Source organism: Nocardioides sp. zg-1228, assembly GCF_017086465.1.
Lineage (GTDB): Bacteria > Actinomycetota > Actinomycetes > Propionibacteriales > Nocardioidaceae > Nocardioides.
This window is the reverse complement of the sequence record NZ_CP070961.1, coordinates 643156-667641: the sequence shown is the minus strand read 5'-3', so window position 1 is coordinate 667641 and position 24486 is coordinate 643156. Positions and strand designations below refer to the sequence as shown.

The 24486-nt window shown below is 70.5% G+C and carries 20 protein-coding genes, 1 tRNA gene and 1 pseudogene; 5 read left to right on the top strand and 17 right to left on the bottom strand.

The genetic code is table 11. The features are described from left to right. Positions 1–21: 21 nt before the first annotated feature. Both JX575_RS03200 and JX575_RS03195 read left to right on the top strand, forming a co-directional pair. Entirely contained in the window at positions 22–774 is a 753-nt protein-coding gene (locus JX575_RS03200) for an SDR family NAD(P)-dependent oxidoreductase (protein ID WP_186340229.1), read from the top strand. Between the two features lie 20 nt (positions 775–794). Next, entirely contained in the window at positions 795–1508 is a 714-nt protein-coding gene (locus JX575_RS03195; RefSeq protein ID WP_186340228.1) for an amino acid racemase, read from the top strand. Here JX575_RS03195 and JX575_RS03190 read toward each other — a convergent pair. From JX575_RS03190 to JX575_RS03175, 4 genes are all read right to left on the bottom strand, one after another. Next, positions 1505–2392: a hypothetical protein gene (locus JX575_RS03190; protein ID WP_186340227.1), complete on the bottom strand. Its 888-nt coding sequence runs from the start codon at positions 2390–2392 to the stop codon at positions 1505–1507. The two genes, JX575_RS03195 and JX575_RS03190, sit on opposite strands and share 4 nt — an antisense overlap. After that, on the bottom strand, positions 2385–3599 hold the full coding sequence (locus JX575_RS03185; RefSeq protein ID WP_186340226.1) for an SAM-dependent methyltransferase: 1215 nt from the start codon (positions 3597–3599) through the stop codon (positions 2385–2387). The genes JX575_RS03190 and JX575_RS03185 overlap by 8 nt, the downstream gene beginning before the upstream one ends. 297 nt (positions 3600–3896) lie before the next feature. Further along, positions 3897–5165, bottom strand: coding sequence for a hydroxyacid-oxoacid transhydrogenase (locus tag JX575_RS03180; RefSeq protein WP_241005313.1), 1269 nt, complete (start codon positions 5163–5165; stop codon positions 3897–3899). After that, positions 5158–6060, bottom strand: coding sequence for an NUDIX domain-containing protein (locus tag JX575_RS03175; protein WP_186340224.1), 903 nt, complete (start codon positions 6058–6060; stop codon positions 5158–5160). The genes JX575_RS03180 and JX575_RS03175 overlap by 8 nt, the downstream gene beginning before the upstream one ends. 32 nt (positions 6061–6092) lie before the next feature. Between JX575_RS03175 and JX575_RS03170 the strand changes: the two genes are divergently transcribed. Then, entirely contained in the window at positions 6093–7118 is a 1026-nt protein-coding gene (locus JX575_RS03170; RefSeq protein ID WP_186340223.1) for an acyltransferase family protein, read from the top strand. Here the strand turns inward: JX575_RS03170 and JX575_RS03165 are convergent. The 6 genes from JX575_RS03165 to rplJ all read right to left on the bottom strand — a co-directional run bounded on the left by JX575_RS03165 (position 7051) and on the right by rplJ (position 18237). Continuing rightward, positions 7051–7881 carry a lysophospholipid acyltransferase family protein gene (locus JX575_RS03165; protein WP_186340222.1) on the bottom strand — a complete coding sequence of 277 codons (831 nt, stop codon included), beginning with the start codon at positions 7879–7881 and terminating at the stop codon, positions 7051–7053. The genes JX575_RS03170 and JX575_RS03165 overlap by 68 nt on opposite strands. Beyond that, positions 7878–9125 carry a geranylgeranyl reductase family protein gene (locus tag JX575_RS03160; protein ID WP_186340221.1) on the bottom strand — a complete coding sequence of 416 codons (1248 nt, stop codon included), beginning with the start codon at positions 9123–9125 and terminating at the stop codon, positions 7878–7880. The genes JX575_RS03165 and JX575_RS03160 overlap by 4 nt, the downstream gene beginning before the upstream one ends. Before the next feature lie 86 nt (positions 9126–9211). Further along, positions 9212–13057: a DNA-directed RNA polymerase subunit beta' gene (locus tag JX575_RS03155; protein WP_186340220.1), complete on the bottom strand. Its 3846-nt coding sequence runs from the start codon at positions 13055–13057 to the stop codon at positions 9212–9214. Between the two features lie 85 nt (positions 13058–13142). Further along, positions 13143–16724: a DNA-directed RNA polymerase subunit beta gene (locus JX575_RS03150; protein ID WP_186340219.1), complete on the bottom strand. Its 3582-nt coding sequence runs from the start codon at positions 16722–16724 to the stop codon at positions 13143–13145. 377 nt (positions 16725–17101) lie between these two features. After that, entirely contained in the window at positions 17102–17494 is a 393-nt protein-coding gene (gene rplL / locus JX575_RS03145) for a 50S ribosomal protein L7/L12 (protein ID WP_186340218.1), read from the bottom strand. A 77-nt stretch (positions 17495–17571) separates the two neighbouring features. Next, entirely contained in the window at positions 17572–18237 is a 666-nt protein-coding gene (gene rplJ / locus JX575_RS03140) for a 50S ribosomal protein L10 (protein ID WP_186340217.1), read from the bottom strand. A 285-nt stretch (positions 18238–18522) separates the two neighbouring features. Here rplJ and JX575_RS03135 point away from each other — a divergent pair, with 285 nt between their 5' ends. Beyond that, positions 18523–19512 (top strand): DnaB-like helicase C-terminal domain-containing protein, encoded by a 990-nt coding sequence (locus tag JX575_RS03135; RefSeq protein WP_186340216.1) that lies wholly within the window; start codon positions 18523–18525, stop codon positions 19510–19512. 28 nt (positions 19513–19540) lie between these two features. Here JX575_RS03135 and JX575_RS03130 read toward each other — a convergent pair whose 3' ends face one another. The 7 genes and pseudogenes from JX575_RS03130 to JX575_RS03100 form a co-directional block, all read right to left on the bottom strand. Next, positions 19541–20167, bottom strand: a complete 627-nt coding sequence (locus tag JX575_RS03130; RefSeq protein WP_206054499.1) for a hypothetical protein — start codon at positions 20165–20167, stop codon at positions 19541–19543. A gap of 82 nt (positions 20168–20249) precedes the next feature. Continuing rightward, positions 20250–20402 carry a hypothetical protein gene (locus tag JX575_RS03125; RefSeq protein WP_206054498.1) on the bottom strand — a complete coding sequence of 51 codons (153 nt, stop codon included), beginning with the start codon at positions 20400–20402 and terminating at the stop codon, positions 20250–20252. A gap of 198 nt (positions 20403–20600) precedes the next feature. Continuing rightward, positions 20601–21322 (bottom strand): annotated as a pseudogene (gene rplA / locus JX575_RS03120) (50S ribosomal protein L1). A 93-nt stretch (positions 21323–21415) separates the two neighbouring features. Further along, positions 21416–21844 (bottom strand): 50S ribosomal protein L11, encoded by a 429-nt coding sequence (rplK, locus tag JX575_RS03115; RefSeq protein WP_186340213.1) that lies wholly within the window; start codon positions 21842–21844, stop codon positions 21416–21418. A 103-nt stretch (positions 21845–21947) separates the two neighbouring features. Beyond that, positions 21948–22673 carry a transcription termination/antitermination protein NusG gene (nusG, locus tag JX575_RS03110; protein ID WP_241005419.1) on the bottom strand — a complete coding sequence of 242 codons (726 nt, stop codon included), beginning with the start codon at positions 22671–22673 and terminating at the stop codon, positions 21948–21950. A gap of 238 nt (positions 22674–22911) precedes the next feature. Further along, complete coding sequence (gene secE / locus JX575_RS03105; RefSeq protein WP_186340212.1) at positions 22912–23166, bottom strand: preprotein translocase subunit SecE; 255 nt, start codon at positions 23164–23166, stop codon at positions 22912–22914. A 39-nt stretch (positions 23167–23205) separates the two neighbouring features. Next, a tRNA-Trp gene (locus tag JX575_RS03100) sits at positions 23206–23278 on the bottom strand. Positions 23279–23426: 148 nt separating this feature from the next. Between JX575_RS03100 and JX575_RS03095 the strand changes: the two genes are divergently transcribed. Further along, positions 23427–24470: an adenosine deaminase gene (locus JX575_RS03095; protein ID WP_186340211.1), complete on the top strand. Its 1044-nt coding sequence runs from the start codon at positions 23427–23429 to the stop codon at positions 24468–24470. The last annotated feature ends 16 nt before the right edge of the window (positions 24471–24486 follow it).

Below are 24486 nucleotides of genomic sequence, written 5' to 3'. Positions count from 1 at the left end.
ACATCTTGGCAGGATGGGCCCATGACCGAGAACAGCACCCAGCCCCGCACCGCCGTCGTCACCGGCGCCTCCAGCGGCATCGGCGCCGCCACCGCGCGCGCCCTGGCCGCCCAGGGCTTCCAGGTGGTCTGCGCCGCGCGCCGCACCGATCGCATCGAGGAGCTCGCCGCGGAGATCGGGGGCAGGGCTGTCACCTGCGACGTCACCGACCAGGCGTCGGTCGACGCGCTCGCCGCGACGGTCCCGACGTGCCACGTGCTGGTCAACAACGCCGGCGGTGCGCTCGGCACCGACCGGGTCGACAGCGCCGACGTCGACGCGTGGGCGTGGATGTACGACGTCAACGTGCTCGGCCTGGTCCGGGTGACCAGGGCGCTGCTCCCGGCCCTGCGCGCCAGCGGTGACGCGGTGATCGTCAACGTCGGCTCGACCGCCGGGCGCTGGGCCTACGAGGGGGGCGGCGGCTACACCGCTGCCAAGCACGGCGTGAAGGTGGTCACCGAGACGCTGCGCCTCGAGCTCAACGGCGAGCCGATCCGGATCAGCGAGGTCGCCCCCGGCATGGTCCGCACCGACGAGTTCTCGCTGGTGCGCTTCGGCGGCGACCGCGAGCGTGCCGACGCGGTCTACGCCGGGGTCGACCAGCCGCTGCTCGCCGAGGACGTCGCCGACGCCATCGCCTGGGTGGCCACCCGGCCGTCCCACGTCGACATCGACGAGCTGGTGATCAAGCCGCGCGCCCAAGCAGCGGCACACAAGGTGCACCGGTCCTGAGGCATGGGAGACTTCCGCGCGTGAAGACCATCGGACTCGTCGGCGGCATGAGCTGGGAGAGCAGCGCGGTCTACTACCGCGACCTCAACCTCGGGATGAGGGAGCGGGTGGGCGGGTTGTCCTCGCCCAGGCTCGCCCTCACGACCGTCGACTTCGCCGAGGTCACCGACCTCGAGGACGACGAGCGCTGGGACCAGGTCGGCACGCTCCTCGCCGACGCCGCGCGTGGCGTCGAGCGCGCGGGCGCCGACTTCCTGCTGCTGTGCACCACGACGTTCCACAAGGTCGCCGACCAGGTGGAGGCGGCCGTGGACATCCCGGTGCTGCACCTCGCCGACGTCGTCGCCGAGGCGGTGCGCGCCGCGGGCATCGACAAGGTCGGCCTGATCGGCACCAAGGTCGCGATGGACGAGACGTTCTTCGTCGACCGGCTCGCCAGCCACGGCCTGTCGGTCGTGGTGCCCGACGCCTCGCACCACGACTTCCTCAACGACGCGATCTACGAGGAGCTCGTGCACGGCGTCGTGCTGCCGCGCACGCGCAGCCGGGTGGTCTCGATCATCGAGGAGCTGTGGGACGCCGGCGCGGGCGGCGTGCTGCTGGGCTGCACCGAGCTCGAGCTGCTGGTCTCGCAGGCCGACGTCGAGCTCCCCGTCTTCCCCTGCACCACGCTGCACGTCCAGGCCGCGCTCGACGCCGCCCTCACCGACACCGAGGCCGACACAGAGGGCTAGAGCGGCAGGGCGTACGCCGTCGCGAGCAGCCGCAGGCCGGTCCACACCGGGGCGTGCAGCTCGACGGCGTCGGCGACCCGCGGCAGCGCGACCGCCAGCACCTCCGAGCCCGCGCCCTCGGTGCTGAGGAGCAGCTCGCGGCCGTCGATCGAGATGCCCTCGCCCTGGTCCTGGACCGGCAGCGGCCATGACGCGACGACCTGCCACGAGGGGTAGGCCATCAGGTACGCGTGGGTGTAGGTGCGCGCCACCACCCCGCCGCCGCCCGGCAGGAACACCGCGTCGGTGACCAGCCCGGGGGCGTCGGCGACCGCCGTGAGGCGGTGGGACCGGTCGGCCCGCAGGCGGCGCGGCGCGGCGTGGACCGTGCCGGAGAACACGCCCTTGCTGATCACGAACAGCCGGCCCGACAGCGGGTGCCGGACCAGCGCCTCGGCGTCCTGGGCGCCGTCGGCGTAGACCAGGCGGTGGGCCACCGGCTCGGCCTCGACGTCCCCGGGCCCGACCGGCACCCGGAGGATCTCGACGTGGTCGCGGGCGCGGCGGTTGTCGCCGATGTCGGCGACCCAGACGTGCCCGGGCCCGGCCGGCGCGAGGGCCTCGACGTCGGTCGGGTCGCGGTCCCACGACGTGACGCCGACGGTCTCGCCGGTCGCGGGATCGACGGCGAAGACGCGTCCGGAGTCGCCCGAGTCGTTGGTGGTGACCGCGAGCGAGCCGCGGCCGGCGGGCAGGACCACCAGCCCGCTGGACTCGACGACCTCGGGGTCGGCGAAGCGGAAGGCGGCGCGGGAGCGGTCGGTGTCGTCGGTGCCGGCCGCGGCGCCGAGCAGGAAGGGCGCCGCCACCGCGAGCCCGATCGCGAGACGACGCAGGTCATGCATCGACGGGCCGTGGGTCCAGCAGGTCGCCGAGGCGGGGTCGTACGCCCCACGCGGCCAGCAGCTCGTCGTACTCGCGGGCGGCCTCGGTGCCGTCGGCTCCGGTGCGGACCGCGCGCAGCAACGTGTTGCGCGGGGTGTGGGCGCTCTCGACGAACTCGACCACGTCGACGCGGTAGCCCTCGCGGCGCAGCAGCGAGGCGCGCAGGGCGTCGGTGAGGGTGTCGGCGAAGCGCTCGCGGAGGATGCCGTGACGGGTGAGCATGGCGTAGGGCGCCGGCGGCTCCGTCGCCCTCAGCTGGGCGGCGATGTCGTGGTGGCAGCACGGGGCGGCGAGCACCAGCGGCGCCTGCCACTCCACCGCCCGGGCGAGCGCGTCGTCGGTGGCGGTGTCGCAGGCGTGGAGGGCGAGCACCACGTCGGGCGGCCGGGGCAGGCGGGCCTCGGCGATCGACCCGACGACGAAGTCGGCCTCGATGCCCAGCTCGGCGGCGACCCGCGAGTTGTGGTCGGCGGACTGCTGCTTCACGTCGACGCCGGTCATCCGCACCGGGAGCCGGTCGGCGAGGTAGGCGTGCGCGGCGAAGGTGAGGTAGGCGTTGCCGCAGCCGAGGTCGACCACCCGGAGCGGGTCGTCCGGGGTCGGGGTGCGCACGTGTCCCTGGGCGATGGCCTCGGTGAGGCTGGCGTCGAGCAGCCGGACGAGCTCCTCGACCTGGCGGTACTTCGCCTGCCGGGTCGGCTTGATGCGGCCCTGCGAGTCGCTGATCCCCAGCGCGACCAGCACCGGGTGGTCCTCGGGGAGCAGTCGGTCCTTGGGGCGGTCGTGGTCACGTGAGGGCGCCACCGCCTCGGACCGGCTCGCGGTGTGGAGCAGCGGCACGCCCTTCTTGGTGACTCGCAGCTGGTGGGTCGCGGTGGCGGTGTCGACGTGCCAGTGGGCGAACGGCTCCGCCAGCAGCGCGTCCACCGCCGCCTCGGCCGCCTCGCCCACACGGTGGTTGGTGGCGTGCGCCTGGGTGTCGTCGTAGGACGTCACCTGGAGGTGGCGGCCCGCCTTGAGGTCGACCGCACGCACCTCGACCCGACGCACCTCTCGACCGCCCACGACCGGAGCCGGACGACCCTTGCGGCGTCCGCTCGCCAGCGCCCGGACCAGCCCGTCGGCGTCCAGGATCGCCGCGCGGACGGTGGCGAGCTCGTCGCTCACAGGATCGAGGCGAGGACGACGATGAGGATCAGCGCCCCCAGTGCCACCGGGATCACGAGTCGGCGGTGGCGGGGGTTCATGCCCTCATCCTAGTGACGGAGGGGTCAGCCGCTCATTCGCCGCCGCCTGACCCCCAAACGCCGTCGAGGCGGCGTGTCCTGACCCCCAAACACCGTCGAGGCGGCGCGTCCTGACCGTCAGGATGAGCCGACTCGACCCTCGCCTGCGTCAGGATGCGCCGACTCGGGGGTCTGTGACCGTCAGGATGCGCCGACTCGCCCCCGGGCGGGCCGGCGGTCACCAGTGCTCGAGGGAGTCGCGGAACACGGTGGCCAGGTCGTCGGAGGTCACCTCGATCGGGGCGGTGGCCAGCAGGCGCTGCTGCTTGAGCGCTCCCTCGACCAGGTCGTCGACGTCGGCGGCGCCGTAGCCGAGCTCGGCGAGACCACTCGGGAGCCCGACGTCGCGCATCAGCGCCCGCAGCACGTCGGGCAGGGGCTCGCCCTCGCCCCCGAGCAGCTCGGCCGCCCGACGGTGCCGCTCCGGGGCGGCGTCGTGCAGGAGGGCGAAGGCGGCCGGCGCCGTCATCACCACCGCCATGCCGTGGGGCACGATCGGCTCGTCGGCCGGGTAGCCCTCGGGGCGGTAGTCGCGGACCCGACCGGCGATCGGGTAGGCGCACGCGTGCGGCACGTGCACGCCCGCGTTGCCGAAGCCGAGGCCGGCGAACGTGGCGGCGAGCGCCATCTGCTCGCGCGCCTCCCGGTCGGTGCCGTCGCGGACGGCGGTGCGGAACGAGCCGGCGAGGAGCGACAGCGACTTCTCGGCCCACATGTCGGCGATGGGGTTGGCGCCGCAGTAGGGGACGCGCTGCTCGGGCCGCTTGGCCTCGAAGTCGGCGAACCACCGGGCCGTCCAGCTCTCCAGCGCGTGGCACAGGATGTCCATGCCCGCCGAGGCGGTGACCATCGCGGGCTGGGTCATCGTCAGGTCGGGGTCGACGATGGCGAGGGTGGGCCGCAGGCGGGCGTGGGAGATCCCGGTCTTGACCTTGAGGGCGAGCACGTCGAGCACGCAGATGGTGGTCGACTCCGCGCCGGTGCCGGTGGTCGTGGGCACGGCGACGAGCGGGAGGAGCCGGCGCTCGGGGGCGCGGCCGCCGCCGACCGGCGCGTTGACGTAGTCGAGGAGGTCACCCGGGTTGGTCAGCATCAGGTCGACGGCCTTGGCGGTGTCGATCGACGAGCCGCCGCCCACCGCGACCACCGCGTGGAACGGACCCGACGCCAGGGCCGCGGCGACGGCCGCCTCGAGGGAGGCGTCGGTGGGCTCGACGCGCGCGTCGGCGTAGACCACGACCTCGAGCCCGCGCGAGCGCATGCCGTCGGCGATCCGGTCGGGGTGTCCGGTGGCGGCGACCCCGCGGTCGGTGACGAGCAGGACCCGGCGGGTCCCGTCGCCCGGAACGTCGCGGCACAGCTGCTGGACGTCCCAGCCCAGCTCGTCGCTGGCTCCGCGGCCGAACTTCAGCCCGGGCGCGGCGTAGGTGAAGACGCTCTCAGTCACTCTCGGCTCCCAACGCATGGTTGACGACGTCCAGCACCTCGACCTCGCCGGACCTGATGGCGGCCGTGGGCACCCACGCCACGGCGTCGGTGGTGCCGTCGACCTCGACGACCCGCGGGTCACCGTCGGCGACGGTAGCGCGGTAGAGCAGGTGCACGCCGTGGAAGTCCTCGATCCGCCCCGACGGCGCGGTGCCCGAGAAGTGGGTGTCGTGCACCCCCAGCAGCGCACCGACCTCGCACGCGAGCCCGCACTCCTCCTCGACCTCACGGGCCAGCGCGACCGCCGGGTGCTCGCCGTGGTCGACGCCGCCGCCCGGCAGCGTCCACTTCCCGGGGTGCGCGGCGGTGCGGGAGAGGTGGGTCAGGAGCACCTGGTCGTCGCCGTCGCGGCGCCGGGTGACGAGTGCGTACGCCGCGACCCGCTGCATGCGGAACGGCTGGTGGTCGACGAGGGCCTCGGCCACCACCGACGACACCGGGACGGCGCCCGAGGTGACGTCGTCGAGCGGCTTCCAGGCCGCCTCGACAGTGGACCCGTCCACCTCCACGACCCGCGGCACGGGCGAGTCCGGGGGCACCCAGCCCTCATAGACCAGCCGGATGGCGTGGGCGTCGACGAGCGCGCCGTCCCGGGGGGAGCGGGGCATGTGGGCGCTGTAGACCCGGGCCCGGTCGCCGACCGTCGCGGCGAGCCCGGTCTCCTCCTCCACCTCGCGGATCAGGGCGTCCCGGGGGTCCTCCCCGTGGTCGACGCCGCCGCCGGGCAGCGTCCACAGCTCGGAGCGCGACACCCGTGGCGCCAGGCGGCTGAGCAGGATCTCGACCCGCCCACCGCGCACGCGGAGGATGACGGCGTAGGCCGCCACCCGCTGACGCCTCGGCAGAGCTCCCATGGCCCCCAACCTAGTGAAGTACGGTGTGCGCCGTGTCCCACCCGTCTCGCGATCCGTGGCTCGACAACGTGAAGATGGTGCTGGTCACGCTCGTCGTCGTCGGGCACTCGATCGGACTCGTCGAGGCGAGCGCGGGCAGCCACTGGGTCTACGACTTCATCTACCTGTGGCACATCCCGGCCTTCGTGTTCATCAGCGGCTACCTCTCGAAGTCGTTCGAGTGGGACCGGCGCAGGTTGAAGAGCCTCGTCCACACCCTCCTCATCCCCTACCTCCTGTTCGAGCCGGCGCTGTTCTACTACCGCCGCGAGGTCGCCGACGAGGGCGTCGAGGGGCCGCTGTGGCTCATCCCCCACTGGACGATGTGGTACCTCATCGTGCTGCTGATGTGGCGGCTGTGCACCCCGATCCTCAAGCGGCACTGGTTGTTCCTGCCGCTGTCGGTGATCGTCAGCCTGCTGGGCGGGCTCTGGAACGACGACTCGTTGATGATCCCCCGCTTCCTGGGCTTGTTGCCGTTCTTCGTGCTCGGCCTGCACCTCAAGCCGCGCCACCTCGCGCACCTCGACGACGTCTGGGTGCGGGTGGCCGCCGTCCCGATGCTGGTCGGGATCGGCGTGATGGCCCTCTACACCGACTCCTGGGCCGAGACGGCGCTGCTCTGGTACGACACCGGCTACGCGGAGATCCCGATCGACAACGAGATCGTGTTCCAGACCCGGCTCACCGTGATGGTGGTCGGCCTGGTCGGCGCCTTCTCGGCGATGGCGCTGGTGCCGCGTCGCAACCTCGGCTGGCTCACCACGATGGGCACCGCGACCATGGTGGTCTACCTGTTCCACGGCTTCGTCATCAAGACCGTCAAGGCCCTCGGCTGGCCGGAGGTCACCGACTCCTACCCGGTGACCGGGCTCGTCGTGACGGTGATCGGCGCGGTGGGGCTCGCGCTCCTGCTCGCCCTGCCGCCCGTGCGGCGGGTGCTCGAGCCGGTCACCAACCCGCTCGGCTGGCTGGGGTCGCGTCGCCGGTCTCGTGAGTCGGCCCCCACGTCGGCCTGATCGCCGCGCGCGGCACGATGTCGAGGTGGGCCGCCTCGTCCCGCGTCGGGGCGTGACCGCCGAGGTGGGCGGGGTACCACGGCGCGTGCTCGCCCGGGCGCGGACGGTGGTGGGGCAGCCGCTGCAGCTCCTCGAGCTGCTCGGTGAGCACCTCCCCCAGCCGGCAGGTCCACTCGGTGAGGTCCTCGTCGGGGCCGATCGTCAACGGCGGACCGAAGGACACGTCGATGCGGCGGCCGCGGGTGAGGTCGGGACGCGGCTCGCGGCCGCGCTCGTCCGGCACCCCCACGGAGTAGACGCGCTGCGCGCCCCACAGCGCGACCGGCACCACGGGCACGCCGGTCTCCCGGGCCAGGCTGGCCACCCCCCGCATCAGCGAGCGGACCGTGTAGGAGTAGCTGATCCCCGCCTCGGGGAACGCGCAGACCGCCTCGCCCTCGCGGAGCAGCCTGCGCGCCGTGAGGTACGCCCCGGCAGGCGCGGCGCGGTCGACGGGGATGTGCCGCATGGCGCTCATCGCCCGCCCCACCCCCGGCACCTGCCACACGTCGTGGCGGGTCATGAACCGGACGTGGCGCCCCGACGAGTGGACCCCCTCCTGGACGAACACGAAGTCGGGGTAGGACACGTGGGTGGCAGCCAGCAGCACCGGCCCGCGGCGGGGCACGTGCTCCGCCCCGAACCCGGTCACCTGCATCCGCAGGGCGCGCATCCCCACCCTCCCGAGCGCGACGGCGGCCCGGTAGGTGCGCTCGCGGCTCACGCGAACGGCGGTCGCGCGTCGCGCGCCATCGAGCGACGACCGGCCCAGCGCCAGACCCGGGCCGCGCGGTCGCGGTCGGCGTCGTCGACGAGGTTGCCCATCCAGCGCAGCGCGAGCGTCATCAGCCAGTCCGAGCGCATCCCGGCCGGGCCGAGGGTGGAGACGACCTTCGGCTGGGTCGCGATCCCGGCGAGGCGGCGGGCGATCGAGAACGCCTCGCCGTAGTGCTCGACGAGGGTCGATCGCCAGGCCTCACCGAGCCCGGTGCCGCTGGCGAGGTGCTCGGCGACGAGACGGCCCGTCTCCATGCCGTAGTCGATGCCCTCGCCGTTGAGCGGGTTGACGCACGCCGCGGCGTCACCGATCAGCGCCCAGTTGGGCCCGGCGACGTTGCTGACCGCGCCGCCCATCGGCAGCAGCGCCGACGTCGGCATCCGGAGCTCGCCCGAGAGCCCGAAGTCGGCGCCGATCGTGTCGGCGTAGGTCTGCATCAGCGGCTTGATGGCCACCTCGGCGGGACGCCTGCTCGTCGCCAGGGTGCCGGCGCCGAGGTTCACCGTGCCGTCGCCCAGCGGGAAGATCCACCCGTAGCCCGAGACCAGCGCGCCCTCCTCGTCGCGCAGCTCGAGGTGGGAGCTGATCCACGGGTCGTCGGAGAGCTCGGAGTCGACGTAGGCGCGGCCGGCGACGGCGTAGACGGTGTCGCGGTGCCACTCGCGGCCCAGCAGCTTGCCGAGCGGCGAGCGGACGCCGTCGGCGACCACGAGCCACTGGCAGGCGACCTCGTAGGTGCCCTCGGCGTCGCGGAGCTCCACGGCAGCGACCCGGTCGCCCTCGCGGCGTACGCCGACCGCGCGGGCGCCGTCGACGGCGCGGGCGCCGCTCTTGATCGCGACGGTGCGCAGGTGGTCGTCGAGCTCGGTGCGCGCGACCGCAGAGCCCCAGTCGGGCAGCGAGCCGCCCGGCCACGGCAGCAGCAGCGTCTGGCCGAAGCCGTGGGCGCGCAGGCCCTGGTTGACGGTGTGGGCGCGCAGCCAGTCCTCGAGCCCGAGCCGCTGCATCTCCCCGATGGCACGAGGAGTCAGTCCGTCACCGCAGGTCTTGTCGCGGGGGAAGGTGGCGGCGTCGGCCAGCACGACGTCGAGCCCGGCACGGGCGGCCCACGCAGCGGCGGCGGACCCGGCGGGGCCGGCGCCGACGACGAGCACGTCGGCCGAGGTGGGGCGGGAGGAGGGGGGTGTCACGACGGGATTCTCTCAGGCGCACCGAGCGGGGCAGAAATGGGCGCAGGCCCCGGCTCCGTGAGGAGCCGGGGCCTGCGTCGACCGCCTCAGTTCTGGTAGGAACCGAAGTCGAAGTCGTCGAGTGCGACGGCCTGCGACGACGGACCGAAGTCGTAGTCGTAGGAGTCGTAGCCGGTGACCGAGTAGGCCGCGGCGCGGGCCTCCTCGGTCGGCTCCACCCGGATGTTGCGGTAGCGCTCGAGGCCGGTGCCGGCCGGGATGAGCTTGCCGATGATCACGTTCTCCTTCAGCCCTCGCAGGCTGTCGGAGCGGCCGTTGATCGCGGCGTCGGTGAGCACCCGGGTGGTCTCCTGGAAGGAGGCCGCCGAGAGCCACGACTCGGTCGCGAGCGAGGCCTTGGTGATGCCCATGAGCACCGGACGACCCGAGGCCGGCTTGCCGCCCTCGGAGACCACGCGCCGGTTCTCCTCCTCGAACCGAACCCGGTCGACCAGGTCGGACGGGAGCAGGTTGGTGTCACCGGACTCGATGACCGTCACGCGCCGCAGCATCTGCCGCACGATGATCTCGATGTGCTTGTCGTGGATCGCCACGCCCTGCGAGCGGTAGACCTCCTGGACCTCGTCGACCAGGTGCTCCTGGGCCTTGCGGACACCCAGGATGCGCAGGACGTCCTGCGGGTCGGGCGTACCGGAGGTGATGTGGTGACCCACGTCGATGTGGTCGCCGTCCTCGACGTTGAGGCGCGAGCGCTTCGACACCGGGATCTCCTGGACCTCGGAGCCGTCGTCGGGGGTGACCACGACGACGCGGGCCTTGTCGGTCTCCTCGATCTTCACGCGTCCCGCGGACTCCGCGATCGGCGTACGACCCTTGGGCGAGCGGGCCTCGAAGAGCTCGACCACACGGGGCAGACCCTGCGTGATGTCGTCGGCCGAGGCCACACCACCGGTGTGGAAGGTACGCATCGTCAGCTGCGTGCCGGGCTCACCGATCGACTGGGCGGCGATGATGCCGACCGCCTCGCCGATGTCGACGAGCTTGCCGGTGGCCAGCGAGCGGCCGTAGCACTTGGCACAGGTGCCGGTGCGGGCGTCGCAGGTCAGCACGGAGCGGACCTTGACCTCGGTGATGCCGGCGGCCACGAGCTCGCCGATCTTGACGTCGCCGAGGTCCTCACCGGCGGCGGCGAGCACCTCGCCCGTCTCCGGGTGGGTGATCTCGACGGCCGCGGACCGGGCGTAGGCCGAGGTCTCCACGTGCTCGTCGTCGATCCGCTTGGGCAGGCCGCGCTCGGTGCCGCAGTCGTCCTCACGGATGATGACGTCCTGCGAGACGTCCACCAGACGACGGGTCAGGTAGCCCGAGTCGGCGGTGCGGAGCGCGGTGTCGGCGAGGCCCTTGCGGGCACCGTGGGTGGCGATGAAGTACTCGAGCACCGTCAGGCCCTCGCGGAAGTTGGCCTTGATCGGGCGCGGGATGATCTCGCCCTTCGGGTTGGCCACCAGTCCACGCATGGCCGCGACCTGCCGGATCTGGTTCATGTTTCCGGAGGCACCCGAGTCGACCATCATGTAGATCGGGTTGGCGCGGTCGAAGTTGGCCTCCATCGCGCGACCGACCTCGGCCGCAGCCTGGGTCCACAGCTCGATGAGCTCCTGACGACGCTCGTCGTCGGTCATCACACCGCGCTCGTAGTTCTTCTGGACCTTCTCGGCCTGCGCCTCGTAGCGGCCCAGGATCTCGGCCTTGTTGTCGGGCGTGGTGACGTCGTCGATCGAGACGGTCACACCCGAGCGCGTGGCCCAGTGGAAGCCGGCGTCCTTGAGGGCGTCGAGCGAGGCCGCGACCTGCACCTTGGTGTAGCGCTCGGCGAGGTCGTTGACGATCGAGCCGAGGCGCTTCTTGCCGACCTCCTCGTTGACGAAGGGGTAGTCCGCCGGGAGGGTGTCGTTGAAGTAGACCCGGCCCAGGGTGGTCTCGAGCCGGAGCGCGGTGCGCTCCTCCCAGTCCGAGCCGACCTCGAGGTCGAGCGGGGGCACCACGTCGGTGAGGCGGATGCTGATCTTGCTCTGCAGCGAGATCTCACGGCGGTCGAAGGCCATGATCGCCTCGGCCGGCGACGAGAAGACGCGACCCTCGCCGGGCTCGCCCTCGCGGTCCGTGGTCAGCCAGAACAGGCCGATGATCATGTCCTGCGAGGGCATGGTCACCGGACGGCCGTCCGAGGGCTTGAGGATGTTGTTGGTCGAGAGCATCAGGATGCGGGCCTCGGCCTGCGCCTCCGCGGACAGCGGGAGGTGCACGGCCATCTGGTCACCGTCGAAGTCGGCGTTGAACGCGCCGCACACGAGCGGGTGGATCTGGATGGCCTTGCCCTCGATCAGCTGCGGCTCGAAGGCCTGGATGCCGAGGCGGTGCAGGGTGGGCGCACGGTTGAGCAGCACGGGGTGCTCGGTGATGACCTCTTCGAGGACGTCCCACACGACCGGGCGGGCGCGCTCGACCATGCGCTTGGCCGACTTGATGTTCTGCGCGTGCGAGAGGTCGACGAGGCGCTTCATCACGAACGGCTTGAAGAGCTCGAGCGCCATCTGCTTGGGCAGGCCGCACTGGTGGAGCTTGAGCTGCGGGCCCGAGACGATGACCGAACGACCGGAGTAGTCGACGCGCTTGCCGAGCAGGTTCTGGCGGAAGCGACCCTGCTTGCCCTTGAGCATGTCGGACAGCGACTTCAGCGGCCGGTTGCCCGGTCCGGTGACCGGACGACCGCGACGACCGTTGTCGAAGAGGCTGTCGACGGCCTCCTGCAGCATCCGCTTCTCGTTGTTGACGATGATCTCGGGGGCACCGAGGTCGAGCAGCCGCTTGAGGCGGTTGTTGCGGTTGATGACGCGGCGGTAGAGGTCGTTGAGGTCGGAGGTGGCGAAGCGGCCACCGTCGAGCTGGACCATCGGGCGCAGGTCCGGCGGGATCACCGGGACGGCGTCGAGCACCATGCCGATGGGCTGGTTGCCGGTCTTGCGGAAGGCGTCGACGACCTTGAGCCGCTTGAGGGCGCGGACCTTGCGCTGGCCCTTGCCGTTGGCGATGGTGTCGCGCAGCGACTCCACCTCGGCCTCGATGTCGAAGTCCTGGAGGCGCTTCTGGATCGCCGTGGCGCCCATGTGGCCCTCGAAGTACTTGCCGAACCAGGTCTTCATCTCGCGGTAGAGCAGCTCGTCGCCGAGCAGGTCCTGGACCTTGAGGCTCTTGAAGGTGTCCCAGACCTCCTCGAGGCGCGCGATCTCACGGTTGGCGCGGTCGCGGAGCTGGTTCATCTCGCGGTCGGCACCGTCGCGCACCTTGCGCTTGGCGTCGGCCTTGGCACCCTCGGCCTCGAGGGTGGCGAGGTCCTCCTCGAGCTTCTTGGCGCGGTCCTCCACGGAGGCGTCGCGACGCTTCTCGAGGCGCTCGCGCTCCAGGCCCACCTTGTTCTCGAGGGAGTCCATGTCGCGGTGACGGGCGTCCTCGTCGACCGAGGTGATCATGTAGGCGGCGAAGTAGATGACCTTCTCGAGGTCCTTCGGCGCCAGGTCCAGCAGGTAGCCCAAGCGCGAGGGGACGCCCTTGAAGTACCAGATGTGGGTCACGGGAGCGGCGAGCTCGATGTGGCCCATCCGCTCGCGGCGCACCTTGGAACGGGTCACCTCGACGCCGCAGCGCTCGCAGATGATGCCCTTGAAGCGCACGCGCTTGTACTTGCCGCAGTAGCACTCCCAGTCCCGGGTGGGACCGAAGATCTTCTCGCAGAAGAGGCCGTCACGCTCGGGCTTGAGCGTGCGGTAGTTGATGGTCTCCGGCTTCTTGACCTCACCGTGGCTCCACGTGCGGATGTCGTCCGCGGTGGCCAGGCCGATCTGAAGCTGGTCGAAGAAGTTAACGTCGAGCACGATGGCTGCAGTCCTTCGTTAGTACGTGGAAAGTGGAGCGTGGGACTGAGGGCGGTGCGCCGGCCGGGGCCGGCGCACCGGTGACTCAGACTTCTTCGACGGAGCTGGGCTCGCGGCGGGACAGGTCGATGCCGAGCTCCTCGGCAGCCCGGAAGACGTCTTCCTCGGCGTCCTTCATCTCGATGGTGGAGCCGTCCTGCGACAGCACCTCCACGTTGAGGCAGAGCGACTGCATCTCCTTGACGAGCACCTTGAACGACTCGGGGATGCCGGAGTCGGGGATGTTCTCGCCCTTCACGATGGCCTCGTAGACCTTCACGCGGCCCGGCACGTCGTCGGACTTGATCGTCAGCAGCTCCTGCAGGGCGTAGGCGGCGCCGTAGGCCTCCATCGCCCAGACCTCCATCTCGCCGAACCGCTGGCCGCCGAACTGGGCCTTACCGCCCAGGGGCTGCTGCGTGATCATCGAGTAGGGGCCGGTCGAGCGAGCGTGGATCTTGTCGTCGACGAGGTGGTGCAGCTTGAGGATGTACATGTAGCCGACCGCCACCGGCGCCGGGAACGGCTCACCCGAGCGACCGTCGAAGAGGTTGGCCTTGCCGTCCTCCTTGACCATCCGCTCACCGTCGCGGTTGGGGAGCGTGGAGCCGAGCAGACCGGTGATCTCGTCCTCACGGGCACCGTCGAACACCGGGGTCGCGACCTTGGTGTTGGGCGCGGCCTGGTCGGCGCCGATCGAGATGAGGCGCTTCTTCCAGTCGGACTCACCCTTCTCGCCGGAGAGGTTGAGGTCCCAGCCCTGCTTGGCCAGCCAGCCCAGGTGCAGCTCGAGGATCTGGCCGATGTTCATGCGTCGCGGCACACCCAGCGGGTTGAGCACGACGTCGACCGGCGTGCCGTCCTCCATGAACGGCATGTCCTCGATCGGCAGGATCTTGGCGATGACGCCCTTGTTGCCGTGGCGCCCGGCGAGCTTGTCGCCGACCGAGATCTTGCGCTTCTGCGCGACGTAGACGCGCACCAGCTGGTTGACGCCCGGAGGCAGGTCGTCGCCGTCCTCGCGGTCGAAGACGCGCACGCCGATGACCGTGCCGGACTCGCCGTGGGGCACCTTCATCGAGGTGTCGCGCACCTCGCGCGCCTTCTCGCCGAAGATCGCGCGGAGCAGGCGCTCCTCGGGGGTGAGCTCGGTCTCGCCCTTGGGCGTGACCTTGCCGACCAGGATGTCACCGGTGGTGACCTCGGCGCCGATGCGGATGATGCCCCGCTCGTCGAGGTCGGCCAGGCCCTCCTCGGAGACGTTGGGGATGTCGCGCGTGATCTCCTCGGGCCCGAGCTTGGTGTCGCGGGCGTCGACCTCGTGCTCCTCGATGTGGATCGAGGTGAGGACGTCCTCCTGCACCAGGCGCTGGCTGAGGATGATCGCGTCCTCGTAGTTGTGGCCCTGCCACGGCATGAAGGCGACGAGCAGGTTGGTGCCCAGCGCCATCTCGGCGTCGTCGGTGCAGGGACCGTCGGCGATCGGCGTGCCGACCTCGAGGCGGTCACCGGCCTTGACCAGCGGACGCTGGTTGATGCAGGTGCCCTGGTTGGAGCGACGGAACTTGGCCAGACGGTAGGTCTGGTAGGTGCCGTCGTCGTTCATCGTCTCGATGGCGTCGGCGGACACCTCCTTGACCACACCGGCGTTGTCGGCGACGACCACGTCACCGGCGTCGACGGCGGCGCGGTACTCCATGCCGGTGCCGACCAGCGGGCTGTCGCTGGTGATCAGCGGCACGGCCTGGCGCTGCATGTTGGCGCCCATGAGCGCGCGGTTGGCGTCGTCGTGCTCGAGGAAGGGGATCAGGGCCGTCGCGACCGACACCATCTGGCGCGGCGAGACGTCCATGTAGTCGACCTCCTCGGCCAGGATGGCGTCGACCTCGCCGTTCTTCTGGCGGACCAGCACGCGCTCCTCGACGAACTTCATCTTCGCGTCGAGGGGGGCGTTGGCCTGGGCGATGACGTAGCGGTCCTCGTCGTCGGCCGTCAGGTAGTCGATCTCGTCGGTGACGACACCCTTCACCACGCGGCGGTAGGGGGTCTCGACGAAGCCGAACGGGTTGATCCGGCCGTAGGAGGCCAGTGACCCGATCAGGCCGATGTTGGGGCCTTCCGGGGTCTCGATCGGGCACATGCGGCCGTAGTGCGACGGGTGGACGTCACGGACCTCCATGCCGGCGCGGTCACGGGACAGACCACCGGGACCGAGGGCCGAGAGGCGACGCTTGTGCGTCAGGCCGGCGATCGGGTTGGTCTGGTCCATGAACTGCGAGAGCTGCGAGGTGCCGAAGAACTCCTTCAGCGCAGCGACCACGGGACGAATGTTGATCAGGGACTGCGGCGTGATGGCCTCGACGTCCTGGGTCGTCATCCGCTCGCGGACCACGCGCTCCATGCGGGCCAGGCCCGTGCGGAGCTGGTTCTGGATGAGCTCGCCCACGGTGCGCATGCGGCGGTTGCCGAAGTGGTCGATGTCGTCGGCCTGGACCTTGACGGGGGCACCGTCGGGGCCCTCGACGACGTTGCCGGCGGCGTCGAGCAGGTCGGGCGCCTCGGCCTGGACACCCGCGTCGTGCAGCTGCACGACGTAGCGGATGGCGGCCACGACGTCGTCGATGGTCAGCGTCTGCTGGTCGAACGCCTCCTGGAGGCCGAGCTTCTTGTTGATCTTGTAGCGCCCGACCTTCGCCAGGTCGTAGCGCTTGGGGTTGAAGTAGTAGTTGTTGAGCAGCGTCTGCGCGGCCTCGGCCGTCGGCGGCTCGCCCGGGCGGAGCTTGCGGTAGATGTCGAGCAGCGCGAGGCGGGTGACCTCGTCGTTGACCTGCTCGGCGGTGGGGGCCTCGCCCCGCGCCTTCTTCTGCAGCTCGTCGTAGACGGTCTCGTAGCGGACGCTGTCCTTCTCGAGCGTCAGCATCATCGACTCGTACTGGCCGAACTCCTCGCGGATCTGCTCGGTGGTCCAGCCGAGGGCCTTGAGCAGCACGGTGACGTTCTGCTTGCGCTTGCGGTCGAGGCGGACGCCGACCAGGTCGCGCTTGTCGATCTCGAACTCCAGCCAGGCACCGCGGCTCGGGATGAGCTTGGCGGTGAAGATGTCCTTGTCGGACGTCTTGTCGGGGCTGGACTCGAAGTAGACGCCCGGCGAGCGGACCAGCTGCGAGACCACGACGCGCTCGGTGCCGTTGATGATGAAGGTGCCCTTGCGGGTCATCATGGGGAAGTCGCCCATGAAGACCGTCTGGCCCTTGATCTCGCCGGTCTCGTGGTTCATGAACTCGGCCGAGACGTAGAGCGGGCGGGAGTAGGTGAAGTCCTTCTCCTTGCACTCCTCCTCGGTGTACTTCTCGTCGAGGAAGACGGGATTGTCGAAGGAGAGCATCATCGTCTCGGAGAAGTCCTCGATCGGGGAGATCTCCTCGAAGATCTCCTGCAGACCGGTCTTCTCGGAGACGTCCTCACCGGCAGCCCGACGGGCGGCCACCTCCGCCTCCCAGCGCTCGCCGCCGACCAGCCAGTCGAAGCTGCTCGTCTGGAGCGAGATGAGGGGGGGAACCTCGAGAGGTTCGGTGATCTTTGCGAAAGAGGTGCGACGGTGGTTACCAGCAGAGCTGCGCGCGGCCAAGAGGTGTCCTCACAGATGAGCAAGTGATCGGCGCTTGCCGACCACCACGACGGCCGTCCGGAAGGCGTCGGGCATCTGAGGGCAGGCGCAACAACACACGATAGCGCAACTGTGGGCATGCCACAAACGCGGGGACGATTTCCCATCGGGTCATGCCACGCGTTGGCCATGACTATGAACGCCGGAGGGCCCGTGGTCAAGCAGAACGCGCCGATCCGGTCCGTTCGGATGGGACCGGGAGCGGCGAGGCGGACCGGTCGTGGACCTGGTCGTGGAGGAGGACGCCTGCGGGGGATGACGAAGGGCGGCCACCCCGGACCCGGGGTGACCGCCCTTCGACGGTTGCTGCGGAGCAGCGAGGTGTCAGACGCGGATCGTCACTTGACGGTGACGGTGGCGCCGGCGGCCTCGAGGGCCTCCTTGGCCTTGTCCGCGGCGGCCTTGTCGACGTTCTCGAGGATCGTCTTGGGGGCGGCCTCGACGAGGTCCTTGGCCTCCTTCAGACCGAGGGAGGTCAGGGCGCGCACCTCCTTGATGACGTTGATCTTCTTGTCGCCGGCGGCCTCGAGGACGACCTCGAAGTCGGTCTTCTCCTCGGCGGCGGCGTCGCCACCGGCAGCGCCACCGGCGGCCGGGGCGGGGGCCACGGCGACGGGGGCGGCGGCGGTCACGCCGAAGGTGTCCTCGAACTGCTTCACGAACTCGGAGAGCTCGATCAGGGTCATCTCCTTGAAGGCGTCAAGGAGCTCGTCGGTGCTGAGCTTCGCCATGATGGCAAACCTTTCGTCTGTGGTGCGGTCGCGGTGTGCGGCCGTTCCGGGGTTTCAGGTGGTGTACGTCGGCCTGGTCAGGCGTCGGTGGACTCGGCGGCCGCGTCGGCCGACTCGTCGCTCGCCTCGGCGTCGGCGGCACCCTCGGACGAGGGGGCCTCCTGGGCCGGAGCGTCCTCGGCAGCGGGAGCAGCCGGCGTGCCGGCACCACCTGCGAGGATCGAGGGGTCCTGCTCGGCCTTGGCCTGCAGCGCACCCGCGAGACGGGCGGCCTGGGCGATCGGCGCGTTGAGCAGGTAGACGGCCTGGGACAGCGAGGCGAGCATCGCGCCCGCCAGCTTGCCCATCAGCACCTCACGCGACTCGAGGTCGGCCAGCTTGGCGATCTCGGAGGCGTCGAGGGGCTTGCCGTCGAGGACTCCGCCCTTGATGACGAGGGCGGGGTTTGCCTTGGCAAAGTCACGCAGACCCTTGGCGGCCTCGACCACGTCTCCATTGATGAAGGCGATGGCGGTGGGGCCGGTCAGCAGGTCGTCGAAGCCGTCGATGCCCACCTCGGTGGCGGCGATCTTGGCCAGCGTGTTCTTGACCACGGCGTAGTTGGCGTTCTCGCCGAGGGCTCGCCGCAGGTCCTGCAGCTGCTTCACGGTGAGCCCGCGGTACTCGGTCAGCACAGCGCCGGCGGAGTCGTTGAAGGACTCAACGATCTCTGCGACGGCGGCAGTCTTTTCTGGCCGCGCCATGGGTCTCCTTCCGGGGTTGACCACCGGCGTCGGTCCCACAGACGACGAACGCCCTGAGCACAGGCTCAGGGCGTGGGCGGCATGACTGCCGCTGCTCTGTCACCTGCGCCGGCCGCCCGCTGCTGCGGACCTTCAGTCGTGGGCGAGGAGCCCATGACAACCTGCGGTCTCTGGTTTCGAGTGCCACAGTACGCGCCGGGCACGGGGGCGACAAATCGGCGGGCAGCCGGAGCCAAAGCGCCCAATCCTCCCACGAGGGGGCGCCAACACTGCTTCCATTGCCGCGTGGACCACCAGCTCATGACCGTCGGGGCCTCACTGGCCCGGAGCGACGAACGCATGCTCACCGGGCGCAACGCGGCCGGCCGCCTCTGGAAGACCGGCTTCGGCGGTCTCGACCCCCTGATCGGCGGCGGGATGCGCGCCGGCTCACTGGTGCTGCTCGCCGGCCCGCAGGGTCTCGGCAAGTCCACCTTCGCCCTCCAGATCGCCCGCAACACCGCCGCGAGCGGCCGACCGGTCCTCTACTTCTCCTTCGAGCACGACGCCGAGGACCTGACGCAGAAGCTCCTCGCGATGGAGGCGGGCGAGCTCGACGACTCCGACCAGGTGCGGGTCAACAGCATTCGCTCGATCTTCGACGACCTGTGGGTGAGCTCGCTCGAGCACCGCCTCGAGTCGGTGCCGTCGGGCGTCGAGGCGCTGGCGCGGGTGGCGCACTACTCCGAGCTGCTCTTCGTGCACCGCTCCACCGGCACCCGCACCGACCTCGACGCGATCCAGGCCGCCATCGAGGCGGTGCGCGAGCTGTCGGGCACCACCCCGCTCGTCGTCGTGGACTACCTGCAGAAGGTGCTGTCCGGCCACGCCGACGAGGAGAACAGCACGACCGAGGTGGTCGAGGGCCTCAAGGACCTCGCCATCGACATCTCCGCCCCGGTGCTGGCCATCTCGGCGGCCGAGAAGAACGCGCTGCGCTCCGGCAGGCGGATGCGCGCCAACGACCTGCGCGGGTCGAGCGCCCTGGCCTACGAGGCGGACGTCGTGCTGGTGCTCAACAACAAGTTCGACATCGTCGCGCGCCACCACCTGACCTACGACCTCGGCAACGCCGATCGGTTCCGCGAGTACGCCGTGCTGACGGTGGAGAAGAACCGGTTCGGCCGCGACGGGGCCGTGCTGCAGTTCCGCACCCGCTTCGACCAGGGCCGCTACGAGCCCGAGGGCACCGAGGTCAAGGAGCAGCTGATCGACGAGCGGGTCTTCCGGGACTGATCCCGGGCGGACCCGCCCGTCGCCGGACTCACACTCCGGGCTGCTCGGTGACCTCGCTCGACGGGGGCTCCTCGATCTCCACGTCGGTGCCGAAGTCGGCGTAGGTGCCCTCGCTGGTCGAGGTCGTCGGCTTGCCGCCACCGACGGCCGGGATCTCGATCGTCTGGTTGAACTTGCGCGGCAGGTTGTCGGCGTCGACCCACATCTCGGTCACCAGCTCGTCGGGGAGCATGTCGGCCATCGCGGGCGGGAACTCCATCGCCTCGAGGTACTGGGTGGGGTCGAGGGTGATGCGGTAGTGGTTGGCCTCGACGCCGTCGACGTCCTCGGTGCCGATGAGCTCCAGCTTCTTCGGCGCCTCCATCGACTTGAACATCACCTCGGGGTCGGTGGCCTTGCCGAGCATGCCGAACAGCGAGTTGGGGTCGCTCAGGTCGATCTTGAGCCACTTGTCGCCGGTGCCGAGATCCTTCGACTTCATGTACATCGCCTTGCCGATGAGGATCATCTCCATCGCCTGCGCGCCCGTGCTCGACGCCTTCATCTCCATGCCGTCGTCGCCGAAGCGGGCCTCGCCGGCCATGGTCTGCGTCTGGCCGGCGGTCCCCGAGGTGGTCTCGAAGGTGAACGTCTCGGCCTCGCGCATCGCCTCCATCACCGACGGGTAGAACTCCTCGGCCGACAGCTCGGTGAGGGACGCCTCGCCGGCACCCTCGTCCGTGCTCTCGTCGGTGCTCTCATCCGTGCTCTCTCTCGTCGGTGCTCTCGTCGGTCGCCGAGCTCGGGGAGTCGGAGGAGCCCGCGTCGTCGCTGCACGCGGCGAGCCCGGTCCCCAGGGTCAGGACCAGGGCGGCGGAGCCGAGTCGGCGGGCAAGGGGCGTGACGCGCATGTGTGTCTCCTGGGACGGGGTTGGACGATGATCCGGTGGCGGGTGCCGTGGGGCTTCTACCCAAGGGTCGCACGGGCAAACGAACATCCCGCCCCAGCACCGAGACACGGCCGAAGACACGGCCGAAGACACGGCCGAAGACGCAGCACGGCCCGGTCACCCCGTGAGGGGTGACCGGGCCGGGCTGTCGGACCGGGGTCAGGCCTGGGCGGCCTCGTCCTCGGACGCGACGTTCTTGACGCGGTTGGGGTCGACCTGGATGCCGGGACCCATCGTGGTGGAGACGGTGATCTTCTTGATGTAGCGGCCCTTGGAGCTGGCCGGCTTGAGACGCAGCACCTCCTCGAGCGCGGCGCGTAGTTCTCCGCGAGCGCGACCTCGGAGAAGGAGGCCTTGCCGATGATGAAGTGCAGGTTGGAGTGGCGGTCGACGCGGAACTCGATCTTGCCGCCCTTGATGTCCGTGACGGCCTTGGCGACGTCGGGGGTCACCGTGCCGGTCTTCGGGTTGGGCATGAGCGAGCGGGGGCCGAGCACGCGACCGAGGCGGCCGACCTTGCCCATCATGTCGGGGGTGGCGACCACGGCGTCGAAGTCGAGCCAGCCGCCGGCGACCTTCTCGATCAGCTCGTCGCCACCGACGAACTCGGCGCCGGCCTCACGGGCGGCCTCGGCCTTGTCGGCGTTGGCGAACACGAGGACGCGGGCGGTCTTGCCGGTGCCGTGCGGGAGGTTGACGGTGCCGCGGACCATCTGGTCGGCCTTGCGCGGGTCGACGCCCAGGCGCATGACGACGTCGATCGTCTCGTCGAACTTCTTCTTGGAGCCGCCCTTGGCGATCTTGATGGCGGCCAGCGGCGCGTAGAGCTCGTCCTTGTCGAACGTCTCTGCGGCCGCGCGGTAGGTCTTGCTGCGCTGCATGGTCTTCTCGTTTCTGTGGTGCGAAGGATGTGGTTTAGGCGAGCCAGCGCGGCTCTCCCACGGTCGGAGCTGGAGTGCTGCCCGCGACCTCGATCAGTCGGTCGTGACGCCCATCGAGCGCGCGGTGCCCTCGACGATCTTCATGGCCGCGTCGATGTCGTTGGCGTTGAGGTCGGGCAGCTTGGTCGCGGCGATCTCACGGACCTGGTCCTTGGTGAGCTTGCCGACCTTGTCCTTGTGCGGGACGCCGGAGCCCTTCGAGAGGCCGGCGGCCTTCTTGATGAGCTCGGCGGCCGGCGGGGTCTTGGTGATGAAGTCGAACGAGCGGTCCTCGTAGATGGTGATCTCGACGGGGATCACGTTGCCGCGCATGGACTCGGTCTGGGCGTTGTAGGCCTTGCAGAAGTCCATGATGTTGACGCCGTGCGGGCCGAGCGCCGTACCGACCGGCGGAGCCGGGGTGGCCGAGCCGGCCTGCAGCTGCACCTTGACCAGTGCGGCGATCTTCTTCTTGGGAGGCATTGCCTTCTTCTTTCTCTCTTGTGGTCCTGACGAGGGCCGATGCCCCCTGCCACGGGTTGTCGCTACTTCAGTGTCGGGCCCGCACGGCGGACCGACGAAATCGTCAGACCTTCTGGATCTGCGAGAACGAGAGCTCGACCGGGGTCTCGCGGCCGAAGATCTCGACGAGCGCCTTCACGCGCTGCGACTCGGCGTTGATCTCGGTGATCGTCGCGTGGAGCGTGGCGAACGGACCGTCGACGACCATCACGGAGTCGGAGACGTCGAAGTCGGCCACCTCGACCGGCTTGCGCGGGGTGGTGGACGCGCCCTTCTCGCCCGCCGCGGCGGCCTCGGCCTCGGCGACGGCCACGACGGCCGGCGCGAGCATGTCCTCGACCTCGCTCATGCTCAGCGGCACGGGCTGGTGGCTGTGGCCCACGAAGCCGGTGACCGACGGCGTGTGACGCACGGCCGACCAGGACTCGTCGGTGAGGTCCATGCGGACCAGGACGTAGCCGGGGAGCACGGTGCGGGTGACCATCTTGCGCTGGCCGTTCTTGATCTCCGCGACCTCCTCGGTGGGGACCACGATCTCGTGGATGTAGTCCTCCATGTTGAGGGAGATGATGCGGTTCTCGAGGTTGTGCTTGACCCGCTTCTCCATGCCGGAGTAGGTGTGCACCACGAACCAGTCGCCGGGCTTGGCCCACAGCTCACGGCGGAACGCCTCGAGCGGGTCGTCGGCGGACTCCTCGGCGGACTCCTCGGCGGACTCCTCGGCGGGCTCCGCCTCGGTCTCGTCGGTCTCGTCGGCGTCGGTCGCCTCGGCGGCGGCCTCGGCGGCCACGTCGTCGTTCACCTGGTCGCTCACCTGGTCGCTCACCTCGCCGGTCTCGGTGTCCGCGACGGAGTCCGTGACGGCGTCCTCCGGGGTCGCCTCGTCGACGGACTCGACCTGGTCGTCGACCTGGTCCACGTCATTGTTCTCAGACACGTCTCACTCCGTAGGTCGTTGCTGGCCCCGGTCGGGACCGGGGGCCGGGATCACCCGGCGGGATTGCGAGCGGTGGTCACTGCCTACCTCGTCACTGGGCGCTGTTGCCCGTGAAGACCTCGAAGACCAGCTTTCCGAAAGCCAGGTCGAGGACGGTCACGAGCGCCATCACCACGATGACGAAGACCAGCACCACGAAGAAGTAGGTGACGAGCTGCTGCTGGGTGGGCCAGACCACCTTGCGGAGCTCGGCCACCACCTGGCGCAGGAACGTGACGGGGCTGGTGCGCCCACGGTCGTCGCCGCGCGAGTCGCGCCGGTCCTGAACCGCGTTGCCGTCGGCCACGTTCTCCACCTTCTCGTTGTTGCTGTGCAGTGTTCCTCGCAGGGCACGAGGGACTTGAACCCCCAACCTTCGGTTTTGGAGACCGATGCTCTGCCAGTTGAGCTAGTGCCCTCCGGTGGTCTCGTCCCCATCGCTGGGGGCATGCCGAAGCATGTGGCGAAACCACCAGTCCGGAAGCATACGGGGCGGGCCCAGTCCCAGTCGAACCGAGGCGCCGCACCGGGCGCGGAGCGGGCACCGGGTCCGCCTACGATGCTGGGATGGCGGGTGCTGCGGGGGCGGGGCGTAGGGAGACCCGGCGCGACGTCTCGCAGCTGCCCAAGGCCCACCTGCACCTCCACTTCACCGGCTCGATGCGGCACGCCACGCTGCTCGAGCTCGCCGAGCGCGACCAGATCGTGCTCCCCGACTCGCTGGTGGAGGACTGGCCACCGCAGCTGAGCGCGGCGGACGAGAAGGGCTGGTTCCGGTTCCAGCGCCTCTACGACGTGGCGCGCTCGGTGCTGCGCACGCCCGACGACGTGCGCCGCCTGGTGCGCGAGGCCGCCGAGGACGACGTGCGCGACGGGGGCCGCTGGCTGGAGATCCAGGTCGACCCCAGCGGCTACGCCGCGCGGTTCGGTGGCATCACCGCGTTCACCGAGCTCGTCCTCGACTGCGTGCGCGACGCCGCCGAGCGCACCGGGCTGGGCATGGCCGTGGTCATCGCCGCCAACCGCACCCGGCACCCGCTCGACGCCCGCACCCTGGCCCGGCTGGCCGCGCAGTACGCCGGGCGGGGCGTGGTCGGCTTCGGGCTGTCCAACGACGAGCGCCGCGGGCGCACCGAGGAGTTCGAGGGCGCCTTCCGCATCGCCGAGCGCGCCGGGCTCCTGCTCGTTCCGCACGGCGGCGAGCTGCGCGGGCCGGCCCACGTGCGTATGTGCCTCGACAGCCTGGGCGCCCAGCGGCTCGGCCACGGCGTGCGCACCGTCGAGGACCCGGCGCTGCTCGACCGGGTGGTCGAGTCGGGGGTGGCGCTGGAGGTGTGCCCGGTCTCCAACGTGTCGCTGGGGGTCTACTCCGACCTGACGTCGGTGCCCCTGCCCCAGCTGCTGGCGGCGGGCGCGACGGTCGCCCTCGGTGCCGACGACCCGCTCCTGTTCGGCTCCCGGCTCGCCGGGCAGTACGCCACCATGCGGGCCGCGCACGAGCTCGACGACGCGACGCTGGCGCGGCTGGCGGAGATGTCATTCGAGGCCTCGCGGGCGCCGTCCGACGTGGTGGCCGCCGCGCGCCGCGACATCGCGGCCTGGCTGGCGTGAGGAGACCCGCGGCCCC